The sequence below is a fragment of the Kitasatospora sp. NPDC058190 genome, assembly GCF_042883685.1.
Taxonomy (GTDB): Bacteria; Actinomycetota; Actinomycetes; order Streptomycetales; family Streptomycetaceae; genus Kitasatospora.
The window spans coordinates 37,455-49,512 of record NZ_JBHVVI010000071.1 but is presented as its reverse complement, the minus strand read 5'-3'; the positions used below and the strand labels follow the sequence as shown (position 1 = coordinate 49,512).

8 protein-coding genes are annotated in these 12,058 nt (G+C 72.9%); 5 read left to right on the top strand and 3 right to left on the bottom strand.

Annotation, left to right across the window (positions count from 1 at the left end; translation table 11 throughout):
* Positions 1-612: 612 nt before the first annotated feature.
* Together ACFVWU_RS28390 and ACFVWU_RS28385 are read right to left on the bottom strand one after the other, a co-directional pair.
* The gene (locus ACFVWU_RS28390; protein WP_387626198.1) at positions 613-1,734 is read right to left on the bottom strand and encodes a polysaccharide deacetylase family protein; all 1,122 of its coding nucleotides are present in this window, start codon (positions 1,732-1,734) and stop codon (positions 613-615) included.
* A gap of 325 nt (positions 1,735-2,059) precedes the next feature.
* Complete coding sequence (locus ACFVWU_RS28385; protein WP_387626192.1) at positions 2,060-3,886, bottom strand: AMP-dependent synthetase/ligase; 1,827 nt, start codon at positions 3,884-3,886, stop codon at positions 2,060-2,062.
* Positions 3,887-4,506: 620 nt separating this feature from the next.
* Here ACFVWU_RS28385 and ACFVWU_RS28380 point away from each other — a divergent pair.
* The 5 genes from ACFVWU_RS28380 to ACFVWU_RS28360 all read left to right on the top strand — a co-directional run bounded on the left by ACFVWU_RS28380 (position 4,507) and on the right by ACFVWU_RS28360 (position 10,896).
* A complete protein-coding gene (locus tag ACFVWU_RS28380; protein WP_387626190.1) occupies positions 4,507-7,545 on the top strand; it encodes a nitrate- and nitrite sensing domain-containing protein in 3,039 nt (1,012 codons plus the stop codon).
* Positions 7,542-7,961 (top strand): roadblock/LC7 domain-containing protein, encoded by a 420-nt coding sequence (locus ACFVWU_RS28375; protein WP_380609434.1) that lies wholly within the window; start codon positions 7,542-7,544, stop codon positions 7,959-7,961. The genes ACFVWU_RS28380 and ACFVWU_RS28375 overlap by 4 nt, the downstream gene beginning before the upstream one ends.
* Positions 7,962-8,080: 119 nt before the next feature.
* Complete coding sequence (locus ACFVWU_RS28370; RefSeq protein WP_387626196.1) at positions 8,081-8,551, top strand: DUF742 domain-containing protein; 471 nt, start codon at positions 8,081-8,083, stop codon at positions 8,549-8,551.
* Positions 8,532-9,179 (top strand): ATP/GTP-binding protein, encoded by a 648-nt coding sequence (locus ACFVWU_RS28365; RefSeq protein WP_387626188.1) that lies wholly within the window; start codon positions 8,532-8,534, stop codon positions 9,177-9,179. The genes ACFVWU_RS28370 and ACFVWU_RS28365 overlap by 20 nt, the downstream gene beginning before the upstream one ends.
* A gap of 1,015 nt (positions 9,180-10,194) precedes the next feature.
* Positions 10,195-10,896, top strand: a complete 702-nt coding sequence (locus ACFVWU_RS28360; protein WP_387626186.1) for a winged helix-turn-helix domain-containing protein — start codon at positions 10,195-10,197, stop codon at positions 10,894-10,896.
* A 126-nt stretch (positions 10,897-11,022) separates the two neighbouring features.
* Here the strand turns inward: ACFVWU_RS28360 and ACFVWU_RS28355 are convergent, their stop codons facing one another.
* A complete protein-coding gene (locus ACFVWU_RS28355; RefSeq protein WP_387626184.1) occupies positions 11,023-12,015 on the bottom strand; it encodes an aldo/keto reductase in 993 nt (330 codons plus the stop codon).
* Between the last annotated feature and the right edge of the window lie 43 nt (positions 12,016-12,058).

Genomic DNA, 12,058 nt, shown 5'->3' with positions numbered 1-12,058 from the left:
CAGATCCTGAGTCTCGACACCTCAAGATCTGCACAGGGGACGGCGTGTACTGCGTCAGGCGCTCCTCAGCGACCCACAGATGGAGCAGAAGAGCCAGAAATCAGGCATACGTGTGTGGTGGAGTCTCCGGAGACTTCGAGGGAGTCGCGGCCACACGCGGTACCACGCCAGAACGGGCGGACACCGCGGTGACCGCCTACGTCAGATCAGGGCAGCGGAGAAAGTACTCATCGCGCATCGTCCCCTTGGGCATCAGGTGCTGGCTCGGCTGTCGGCCGGCCCACTGCTCTGTGGCCGACGCCGCGCTGCACGCCCCCATTAGAGCCATGCCGCGGACGCCCTGTCAACGAGCAAGATCGCGGCTCGGAGGGGAGCGGACACCACCGTGGACCGCGCCGTCGACCTCGGCGCGAACGGGTGCGGCGAACGGGTGACGGCGAGCTGCGGGCGACGGACGGCGGTCGGATGACAGCGGACAGATTTCAGATGATGAAATCTGTCCGCTGTCATCCGTCATCTGTCGGCCCGGGAACCCCGGGAGCCCCGGGAACCCCGGAACCCGGCAGCTCGCTGGCCCCTTGGCAGGCCGACCCGACCCGACCCGACGCCACGTCAGCGCAGGTAGTCCACCAGCCCCGCCGGCTTCAGCCCGGCGGCGTCCGCGGCGGCGAGGGCGCGCGGCAGGTCGGTGGCGAGGGTGTCGGTCCAGTGCATCAGCACGACGTCACCCGGCTGCAGCGGGCCCGGGTGCCAGATGTTGGAGGCACCCCAGCTGAAGTCGGCGTCGGCGGTCAGTACGGTGCGGATGCCGCAATTGGCCGCGGCCTGCAGGGTGTCGGTGTTCCAGGCGAAGGACGGCGGACGGAACACCACGGGCGCGGTGCCGAACAGGCGGGTCATCGCGTCGCGGGCGTCGCAGATCTCGACCTGCTGCTGCTCCGGCGGGAGCTTGCTGAGGTCGGAGTGCGAGACGCTGTGGTCCTGGATCGAGGAGCCGGGTGCGGCGGTGACCCGCTTGAAGAAGTCCGGGTCGGTGCCGGCCGGCATCGGCAGCGGGAAGGCGGTGATCGGCAGGTGGTGGTCGGCGATGAACCGCTCCGCCTCGGGGGTGCGCTGCCAGCCGTCGTCCACGGTGAAGAAGACGACCTTGTCGCTGGTCGGGATCGAGCCCCGCGCCACCGCCGGGGCGGGCGCCGGGCCGTCGACCCGCACGTCGTCCACCGAGAACGGCCCCTGCTGGTACCAGCCGTGCACGTACAGCCGGATGCTGCGGGCGTTCGGGCCGGTGGTGAAGCGGGTGGTCAGCTGCTGCCAGTCGCCGCCGGTGGTCTCGGTCCAGGCGGGGGCGACGTCCCGGCCGGTGCCCGTGGCACCCAGGTAGACGAAGTTGCCGCGCACCCAGGCCGACGCGGTGTACGTGGTGTCGGGTTGGACGGCGACGGTCTGCGCGCATTCGCCGGTGGAGTCGGCGTCCGCCGGGGTCACGGTGAGCGAGGAGTTCCCGGAGTGCGGGGCGGTGGTGGTGACGGCGGCCTCGGCCGGGCCGCCGGTGCAGCTCCAGCCGGGGATGCTGCCCCAGTCCGCGAGGTTGGGGGACGGCAGCTCGAAGCCGGGGTTGGTGGCGAGGTTGACGGTCGGCCCGGCGGAACCGCCGGTGCCGGCGGAGGCCGCCGGTAGGGCGAAGCCGGCGAGCAGCGCGACGGAGGCGGCCAGAGCGGACAGGCGCGTGGACATCGACACGTGAGGACTCCAGCGGGTGGGGGCACGCCCGTGGGGAGGGCGTGAGCGGAATCAGGACCGTGGAACTCGGGGCGGTGGAGCTCGTGACCGTGCAGCTCGGAGCCGTGTAGCTCGGAGCCGTGGAGCTCGGAGCCGTGGAACGGGGGCGCTCCCGGAGGGGCGGGGGCGGGCTGTACCGGTGCGCCGCACGCGGACCGAAGAGCAACAATGGACTGGACCAATCGGCCCGTCAAGGGAATGGCTGGTGAACAGGACCCGGAACGCACCAGGGTCATGAAGGACAAGACGGTGCGTCAGTGACGATGTGGGCCGGCCCGGTTCAGGAGAGGTACAACTCCTCGATGTCCTCCGCGTAGTGCTCCGCGATCGCCGCCCGCCGCAGCTTGAGCGAGGGCGTCAGCAGCCCCTGTTCCAGACTGAACTCCCTTGGCAGCAGCCGGAAGGCACGGATCGACTCGGCCCGCGAGACCGCCGTGTTCGCCGCCGCCACCGCGCGCTGGATCTCGACGTGCAACTGCTCGTCCGCGAGCGCCCTCCAGGGGTCCAGTTGCTCCCGCCCGTGAGTCTTCAACCAGTGCGCCAGTGCGGCCGGGTCGAGGGTGATCAGCGCGGCCACGTACGGGCGGTCGTCGCCCACCACCAGGCACTGGGAGACCAGCGGGTGCGCCTCGACCCGCTCCTCCAGTGCGGTCGGGGCCAGGTTCTTGCCGCTGCTGGTGACGATCAGGTCCTTCTTGCGCCCAGTGATGGTGAGGTAGCCGTCGCCGTCCAGTCGGCCCAGGTCGCCGGTGGCGAACCAGCCGTCCACCAGTGAATCCGCCGTGCACTGCGGGTGGTTGAGGTAGCCGCCGAACACCGAGCCGCCGCGCACCCACACCTCGCCGTCGTCGGCGATCGCCACCGAGGCGCCCGGCACCGGCTGGCCGACCGTGCCGAGCTTCTGCCGTCCGGCCGGGTTGGCGGTGATCGCGGCGGTGGTCTCGGTCAGCCCGTAGCCCTCGTACAGTTGGAGCCCCGCTCCGGTGAAGAACAGGCCCAACTCGCGCCGCAGCGAGGACCCGCCGCACATCACGCTGCGTACCCGGCCGCCGAGCGCGGCGCGCAGCTTGGGGTAGACGGTCCGCTCGTAGGCGAGGTGGCGCAGCCGCAGCGCGGCGCCCGGGCCGGGGCCGTGGCCGAAGGCCTTCTGCTCACGGGCGGCCGCCCAGTCGACGGCCACCTGCCGGGCCTGCTCGAAGAGTTCGCCCCGCCCGCTCTCCTCGGCGGCGCGTCTGGCCTGCTGGAAGATCTTCTCGAAGACGTACGGCACGGCGTGCAGGAAGGTCGGCCGGAAGGTGTCCAGGGCGGGCAGCAGCGCGTTGGTGGAGACCTCGGGGATGTGGCCGATCCGGAAGCCGCCGCGGACCGCCGCGATCTGCACGGCCCGCCCGTAGACGTGCGCGAGCGGCAGGAACAGCAGGGTCGAGGGCTGGCCGCCGCCGGTGTCGCGGAAGACGTCTCCCCAGCCGTCGAGCAGCGCGTCGGCCTCGGCGGCCAGGTTGCCGTGGGTGATCAGGCAGCCCTTGGGTCGGCCGGTGGTGCCCGAGGTGTAGACGACGGTGGCGATGTTGGCGGCGGCGACGCCGAGCCGCTGGCGGTGCACCAGCGCGTCGGGTACGTCCAGGCCGTCCTCGGTGATCGCGGCGACGCAGTCGCGGTCGAGCTGCCAGATGCCGGTCAGGTCGGGCAGCGCGTCGCAGACCGCGCCGACGGTCATCGCGGCGTCCTCGTCCTCGACCAGGCAGGCCACCGCCTGGGTCTCGGCGAGGATCCAGCGCACCTGCTCGGCTGCGGCGGTGGGGTAGACCGGGACGGTGATCGCGCCGATCGACCAGAGCGCGTAGTCGAACAGCGTCCACTCGTAGCGGGTGCGGGACATCAGGGCGACCCGGTCGCCGTAGCGCACGCCGCGGGTCAGCAGGCCCTTCGCGAGGGCGAGCACCTGGTCCCGGAACTCCCGCGCGGTGACGTCCTGCCACCGCCCGTCGTCGGTCCGCCAGGACAGCTGGAGCAGCTCGGGCGTGCGTTCGGCGGTGTCGTACAGGGAGTCGGCGAGTCCTCCGCTGGCCTCGCGCCCGGGCGGGGCGGGCGTGGTGAACTCGCGCACAGTCCTCCCCAGTTCGCGTCTCGCGGCGCTGTCCGTCGGTCCCGGCGGGGGGCGTCGGGGTGGCGGCGCCCGGTCGCGGGGGTGGAGCGAAACTATCGGATCGTCCTGTCACTGCCCAGGGTTGTGGCGGTGACGCGACGAGATCGGCACGGGCCCGCTCGGATGGTGTCGTGATCGGGGAGGTGAGGGGGAGGAATCGGGGAGTTGATGCGCGCACGGTGTGACCTGGGCATTCGGGGTGCCGGTGGACGATCCGGGTGCGATCCGGGTCGGAAACGTCCGGGATCCGTCCGGGATCGGTCCAGGATCCGTTCGAGAGCCGGGTGTGGGACGGGCGCGAGCGCGGGCGGCTCCTGACGTGTCCTGGGCAAGGTGGGGAAGTGGGGTGGTTCGACCCTCGAACGTGTGGTCACGGCGTAGTAGAGTCTCGCAGACCCGTGGCCGGGAGCCCTCCGCAGCTTCCTTCCCATACCTCCGCAAAGTCCGTCCGAGCCCCACTTCGCACGTCCGCCGAACCCGTCCGAGCCCGCCGAACCCTCCGCACCCCGCTCACACCGCTTCTCCGTTCACACCGCTTCCCCGCTCCCCGTCCGCGCCTGGCACTTCCGACCGAGGACTCCATGCGTTTGCGCAGCAGCTCGATCCGCGCGAAGATCATCGCGCTGCTCCTGGTGCCCATCGTCGCGCTCGCCGCCCTGTGGGTGTACGCGACGCTCGCCACCACCGGGGACGCCTGGAACCAGCTGGCGATCAGCCGTACGTACAAGGACTACGGCGCCGCGGTCGACCAGTACGCGAGCGACCTGCAGGACGAGCGGCGGGCTGCCGTCCAGCGCCTGGCCGACCCGAACTCGCCGGTCGCCCGGGACGCCTTCGAGCACGCCGCGGCCGCCACCGACCGCAGCCTCACCGTACTGCGGCAGAAGAAGGACGGCGCCCACGGCGAACTCTCCGCCGCCCAGCGGGCCCGCCTGGTGCAGATCATCGCCGCCGCCGACCAGATCGCCCCGCTGCGCGCCCAGATCGGCCGCCTCGCGCTCAACTGGGAGTTCGCGCTCGGGCAGTACAGTGACCTGGTCCGGCCGGTGTTCGGCTTCCGGTCCGCCTACGTCGCCCGGCAGAGCGGCCAACTCCCGCGCCAGGGAACCATCCTGATCGAGCTGGTGCGTGCGCGCGAGTACCTCTCGCAGGAGGACGCGGCCATGGAGGGCCTGCGCTCCGGAGCCTCCAAGCCCACCGCCGAGCAGTACCAGGTAGCGCTGGACGCCCTGCACAACCAGCAGGCGCTCTTCACCGTCTACATCGCCGAACTCGAACCCGCCGACCAGTCCGACTACATCGCCCTGCGCGGCGGCGAGGCCTGGGGAGCGCTGGCCCGCGCCGAGGCGGACTTCGTCGGTGCCGGCGGCCCCGACCGGGTGGCCTGGGCGCTCAACGGCGACAACTGGCGGCAGACCGCCGACCGTTCGCTCGGCGACCTCGCCTCGATCAACTCCCGGATCGCCGCGGGCCTGGACGAGCGCGGGCGGTCCACCGCGATCGCGGCGCTCTGGAGCGGCGGCATCGCCGGCGCGATCGGCCTGGTCGCCGTCGTCCTGACCATCCTGATCTCCTTCCGGATCGGCCGGGGCCTCGCCCGCGAGCTGATCGGCCTGCGCAACGCCGCCAATGAACTGGCGACCACCCGACTGCCGTCCGTCATGCTGCGGCTGCGCCGCGGTGAGCCGGTGGACGTGGCCGCCGAGGCGCCCGAACTGCACTTCGGTCAGGCCGAGATCGGGCAGGTCGGCCAGGCCATCAACGCGGTCCAGCGGGCCGCCGTGGAAGCCGCCGTGGAACAGGCCGAACTGCGGCGCGGCGTCTCGGCGGTGTTCGTCAACCTGGCCCGGCGCAGCCAGGTGCTGCTGCACCGGCAGCTCACCCTGCTCGACACCATGGAACGCCGCACCGAGGACCCGGCGGAGCTGGAGGACCTCTTCAAGGTCGATCACCTCACCACCCGCATGCGCCGGCACGCCGAAGGCCTGATCATCCTGGCCGGCGGCTCGCCCGGGCGCGCCTGGCGCAAGCCGGTCCGGATGGTGGACGTGGTCCGCGCGGCGGTCGGCGAGGTCGAGGACTACGCCCGGGTGATCGTCCGGCCCTTCCCCGGCACCGGCCTGCTCGGCAGTGCCGTCGCCGACGTGACCCACCTGATCGCCGAACTCGTCGAGAACGCCGCGGTGTTCTCCCCGCCGGCCACCCAAGTCACCGTCCAGGGCGAGGTGGTGGCGCACGGCTTCGCGCTGGAGATCGACGACCGCGGACTCGGACTGGGCGAGCAGCTGCTCGCCGAGATCAACGAACGCCTCGCCGTGGAGCAGGAGTTCGATCTCGCCGACACCGACCGGCTGGGACTGTTCGTGGTCAGCCGGCTCGCCCGGCGGCACGGCATCCGGGTCCACCTGCGGCCCTCGCCCTACGGGGGGACGGCGGCGGTGGTGCTGATCCCGCGCGAGCTGCTGGCGGAGGCACCGGACGGGCTGCCGGAGCCGCCCGCCCAGGGAGCCGCCGGGACCGCGGCCGTCCGTGCGCCGAAGCGGGCGGCGACGGGACGGACGGCGGCGGGGCGGCGGGGGCAGCGCGACCTGGTCGCGGTGCCGGGCGACGCCTCGGCGTCCGCCGCTGAGTCTCCGGCCGCCGCTGCGGGCGGGCGGCACCGGGTGAGTGGCGGGCCGCGCCCGTCGGCACCCGAGGCGGGGCGTACGGCCAACGGGCTGCCGCGCCGGGCGGCGCGGTCCAAGGGCGGGCCGGTGCTGGTGCCCGCGCCGGCGCTGGACGTCGAGGGCGCTCCGGGTACGGGGCGGCACCGGCGGGACGTGGCGGCGGCCGAGGATGCGCCGACGGTTGCCGACGCTCCGACGGCCGTGCCAGTGGACGACGCACAGGTGGACATCGCGTCCGCGGCCACCGTGTCCGCGGACACTGCGGCGGTGGCCGTTGCCCCGGTGACTGCCGCGCAGCGGACGCCGGGCGGTCTGCCGCGAAGGGTCCGGCAGGCGAACCTCGCGCCGCAGCTCAGGGAGCAGGCGAAGGAGCGGCTGCGCTCCGAGGCCGCGCCCGAGGACGGCGCGGCTCGGGAGGCCGGATCGGCCGGCGCGTCGGGTGACGTCCGGGAGCTCCGGGAGTCGCGGGAGCGCTCGCCGGAGGAGGCCCGGGCCACCTTCGCGTCGTTCCAGCGCGGCTTCACCCGCGGGCGCGGCGCCAGCGGCCCGGCCGATCGCGCCGTCCAGGACAGTACTGCCCAGGACCGTTCCGTCCAGGACCGTACCGCCCGGGACCGCAGTGCGCAGGATCGTTCCACCGCATCAGGTGCCCGGCCCACGGCCGTACCCGCCTGGCAGCCGCCGGACCTGTCCCGACGGGCGATCAGCCCGGCACCCGCCCCGGCGGCGCTGCCCGCGCCCGCCCCCGAGGACGCCGGCCGGGCGCCGCTCGCCCGCCGGGTGCCGGCCGGGCAGCCGGTGCGGCGGAACCCGGCGCCCGCCTCGCCCGTAACACCAGTGGCACCCGCGGCACCCGCAGTACCCAAGGCGCCCGAAGCATCCGCAGTACCGGCATCACCCGTGACACCCGTATCGCCCGCACCACCCGCTCCAGCGGAAGGAACTGATTCATGACCACTTCGACGCAGCCGTCCGGTGACCTCAACTGGCTCCTGGACGACCTGGTAGGGCGTGTCGCGGCCCTTCGGCACGCGGTGATCCTCTCCAGCGACGGCCTGGCCACCGGCGCCTCCCGCGACCTCGACCGGGAGGACGCCGAGCACCTCGCCGCCGTCGCGGCCGGGTTCCACAGCCTGGCCAAGGGCGCCGGCGGGCACTTCAAGGTCGGCGGGGTCCGGCAGACCATGGTCGAGCTGGACGAGGCCTTCCTGTTCATCACGGCCGCCGGCGACGGCAGTTGCCTGGCCGTGCTGAGCGAGGCCGAGGCGGACATCGGCCAGATCGCCTACGAGATGGCCCTGCTGGTCAAGCGGGTCGGCGAGCACATGGCCGCCGAGCCGCGCACCGAAGCCGCCGCGCCGAGGAGCTGAGGGGTCCGATGGCGGATCCGAAGGCGGACGGGCCGGAGCGCCCCGGGGTGCTTGACGGCCCCGAGGCGCTCGACGGGCCCGAGGCGCTCGACGGGCCGGAGGCGCTCGACGGCCCCCAGGTGTCGGTGGGCTCGGCCGAGCCCACCGGCGAGGAGCAGGCGACCCCGGGCGGACCCGACGTCGACCTGTTCCGGCCGCGCACCCCGGCCGACGACCGCTGGTTCGACGACGAGGCCGGCCCCGTGGTGCGGCTCTACTCGATGACCCGGGGCCGCACCCGGCCGGTCGAGGAGGGCCTGTTCGACCTGATCTCGCTGATCACCGCCAAGGACCCCGGGCCGGACGCGGGGGCCGTGCCCGCGCACGTCCTGGACCCGGAGCACCAGACCCTGCTGGCCTGGTGCCGCCACGATCCGCTGTCCGTCGCCGAGCTCGGCTCCTACACCGACCTGCCGGTCAGCGTCGTGCGCGTCCTGCTCGGCGACCTCTACGACGCCGACCTGATCAGCGTCACCCGACCCGTTCCGCTCGCCGAGCTGCCGGACGAGCGCCTGCTGCGAGACGTGATCAATGGACTCCGTGCGCTCTGACCACACCCCTGCGGGCCCGTCCTCGACGCCGCGCGGGAACGCCAACGACCCGCAGTGGCGCGGCGGTCCGGCCGTCGCGGTGAAGATCCTGGTCGCGGGCGGGTTCGGCGCGGGCAAGACCACCCTGGTCGGCGCGGTCAGCGAGATCCGGCCACTGCGCACCGAGGAGGAGCTCAGCGAGCTGGGCCGCCCGGTGGACGACACCTCGGGCGTCGAGGAGAAGCACACCACCACGGTGGCCATGGACTTCGGCCGGATCGACCTGCGGCCCGGCCTCGCGCTCTACCTGTTCGGCACCCCCGGGCAGGACCGGTTCTGGTTCGTCTGGGACGAGTTGGCGCGCGGTGCGCTCGGCGCCGTGGTGCTCGCCGACACCCGGCGGCTGGCCGACTGCTTTCCCTCGGTCGACTTCTTCGAGCAGCGCGGCATCCCGTTCGTCGTCGCGGTCAACTGCTTCGAGGGCACCGAGCGGTTCGCCCCCGACGAGGTCCGGGACGCCCTCGACCTCGACTCGGAGATCCCGGTGCTGCTGTGCGACGCGCGGCTGCGGGAGGACGGGAAGGAGCTGCTGGTCGCCCTGGTCGAGCATGCCGCAGCCCTCCGCCATCGGGCTCCCGCGCGGGCCTGACAGCTCCGGCCTGACAGCCCCGGCCTGACAGCCCCGGTCTGGCCATCCAGGGCCTGACCACCCCGGCCTGACCGGCAGGACCTGACCGTCCGGGGCCTGACCGTTTGGGGCCTGACCGGCAGGGCTTGACCGTCCGCCAAACGCTGCTGGTCAAGGCCCCTTGGCCCGCCCGGTGTCTCATTGTGGCGTCCACATTCCGGACGGTCGACGCACTGGAGGTTGCCTAGACCGGCTCGGGCGTGGAAGGCTCTGTGGGCGAAGGCCGCCCCGGCCATGCCGCCGGGAAGGTCGGAAACGCCCCGTTCGCACGGGTGTTGCCGACCGGTGACCAGGCCTTCGACGATCCGACGCGGCACCGTCGGCACGCACCGGCAGCGGTGCGTCGCCGGGCAGAACGAAGGGGGAGGGCAACGGGGATGACTGTCGGTCAGCGACGCACCACCACCGTGCCCGGCCCCGTCATGCCGGTGCTCACCGTCCGCCGTTACATCGACCACGCGCTGATCTGCAGCGCCTGTTGTCGCTGACGGCCTCACCCCGTCCCGGTACGTCCCCTGGCAGCTCCGGTCCACCCGGACGCCGCCCGACGCACCGCCGAGCCCCGTCGACCAGGCCGTAGCGGACCGCCCCTCCGGCGCGCCCGCGGCCGACCAACCGGCCCCGCCCCGCGGAGAAACCACCAGTGAACATCGTCTGCCCCAGCCCTGTCCCCGGCGTCGCCGGCCGTCCCCGTCCGACCGGGTCGGCTTCCGCGATGTGCGCGGGTCCACGGACCGGACGGTGGGACGGGCGCGCGCGTCGCGCCGTGGACAGCCGACAGGGTCGTCTCGACCTTGAGCCGTTCTGGCCGTCCCGGCAGCCGCACCTGTTCGATCAGACGTGTCCGGGCTCGCCCAGCGCGTCCCGGCTCTCCGCCCGCTGAACCCGGTTCGGTCCGGTCCGGCAACGGCAGTACGCCCGGTCGACGCGCAGACGACTCCACCCCGTCCGTCACGCGCGAAATGAGCGGCACACCATGTCTTCTTCCTCTACGGCCACCCTGCCCCTGCACACCGCGACCCCGCATCTGCGCGCGGTCCGCTCCATTCCCTCCCTCTCGCCCGTTCCCTCGGTTCCGCCTGTCGCCTCCGTTCCCTCGGTCGCCCCCGCCGCCGTACCGAAGCCCGGGGCGGTCGTCCCGCCGGCGCCCGCCTCGCTGCTGGCCGCGCTGCCGGAGGGGGCGACCGTCGTCGCCGCCCTGCCGCAGGGCGTGCTGCCGCAGGGGCTGCTCGCTCAGTACGGGCCGCAGGTCGGCGGTGCGGCTGGCCACCCGATGGTCGGGTACCTGGTTCTGGTGCCGACCGAGAGCCCGATGGCTCCGCCCTCGGGGGTTTCCGGGCCCGCCGTCTCGGGCGGCGTCTCGAATGCCGGACGGCCGGTCCGTTCGGCCGGGCGCGGGATCACCGTCGACACCGAGCGGCGCAACGCCTACGTCGATGGGCGGCCGCTCGACCTCACCTACCTGGAGTTCGAGCTGCTGGCCCACCTCACCGAGCACCCGCAGCGGGTGCACACTCGGGACCACCTGGTCTCGGCGGTCTGGGGCTACGGCCACGTCGGGGACGGACGCACGGTCGACGTGCATGTCGCCCGGCTGCGCCGAAAGCTCGGACCGGCCTACCGGGACACGATCGTGACGGTCCGTCGGGTCGGCTACAAGTACACCCCGGCCGGCTGATCCGGTCTGCGGGCGGCGTCGGACGGTCGACAGATTGCAGACGACAGCTAACACCTAACAGCTGACAGATTTCGAAATCTGTCAGCTGTTAGCTGTCGGCCGCCCGCCGCCGTCCGCTTCAGCGCTTCAGCGGCTCAGTCGGTCGATCTCCGCCAGCTCCGCCTCCGTCAGCGGCCCGCCGGCCAGCGCGTCGAGGTTCTGGTCCAGCTGGGCCACGCTGCTCGCCCCGATGATCACCGAGACCACCCGCGGGTCCCGCAGCACCCAGCACAGCGCCAGCTGTGCCAGGGTCTGCCCGCGTCCCTCGGCGACCTTGTTCAGGGCCCGCAGCCGCTTCAGCTTCGGCCCGGTCAGCGCCTCCTCGGTCAGGAACTTCCCGACCGACATCCGGGACCCGGCCGGCACCTCGCCGGAGAGGTAGCGATCGGTCAACAGCCCCTGGGCGAGCGGCGAGTAGGCGATCAGGCTGGTCTGGGTGTCGCCCACCGCGTCCAGCACGCCGGCCTCCTCCACGTGCCGGTTGAGGATCGAGTACGCCGACTGGTTCATCAGCACCGGCGTCCCCAGCTCGCGCAGGATCGCCACCGCCTCCCGGTGCTGCTCCGCCGGGTAGTTGGAGATCGCCGCGTACAGTGCCTTGCCCGAGCGCACCGCGCTGTCCAGCGCCCCCATTGTCTCCTCGATCGGGGTGTCCGGGTCGTAGCGGTGCGAGTAGAAGACGTCGACGTAGTCCAGTCCCATCCGCCCCAGCGACTGGTCCAGGCTGGCCATCAGGTACTTGCGGCTGCTGCCGTTGCCGTACGGGCCGGGCCACATGTCCCACCCGGCCTTGGTCGCGATGAACATCTCGTCCCGGTACGGCCGGAAGTCCTGGGCGAACAGGTAGCCGAAGTTGCGCTCCGCGCTGCCGTACGGCGGGCCGTAGTTGTTCGCCAGGTCGAAGTGGGTGACGCCCCGGTCGAAGGCCCGGCGCAGCACCGCCCGTTGCACCTCCAGCGGCTGGGCGTCTCCGAAGTTGTGCCAGAGTCCGAGCGAGACGGCGGGCAGCTGCACACCGCTGCGGCCGGCCTTCCGGTAGGTCATCGAGGCATAGCGGTCATCCGAGGCGAGGTAGCTCATGCCGGACATCCTGCCAGCCGTCAGCGGCCGATCAAGCCCTCGC

What these genes read in the sequence shown, in the direction of transcription:
- ACFVWU_RS28390 (WP_387626198.1), bottom strand. Translation starts at nt 1,734, where the DNA reads ATGTCCACGCGCCTGTCCGCTCTGGCCGCCTCCGTCGCGCTGCTCGCC.
- ACFVWU_RS28380 (WP_387626190.1), top strand. Translation starts at nt 4,507, where the DNA reads ATGCGTTTGCGCAGCAGCTCGATCCGCGCGAAGATCATCGCGCTGCTC.
- ACFVWU_RS28375 (WP_380609434.1), top strand. Translation starts at nt 7,542, where the DNA reads ATGACCACTTCGACGCAGCCGTCCGGTGACCTCAACTGGCTCCTGGAC.
- ACFVWU_RS28365 (WP_387626188.1), top strand. Translation starts at nt 8,532, where the DNA reads ATGGACTCCGTGCGCTCTGACCACACCCCTGCGGGCCCGTCCTCGACG.
- ACFVWU_RS28360 (WP_387626186.1), top strand. Translation starts at nt 10,195, where the DNA reads ATGTCTTCTTCCTCTACGGCCACCCTGCCCCTGCACACCGCGACCCCG.
- ACFVWU_RS28355 (WP_387626184.1), bottom strand. Translation starts at nt 12,015, where the DNA reads ATGAGCTACCTCGCCTCGGATGACCGCTATGCCTCGATGACCTACCGG.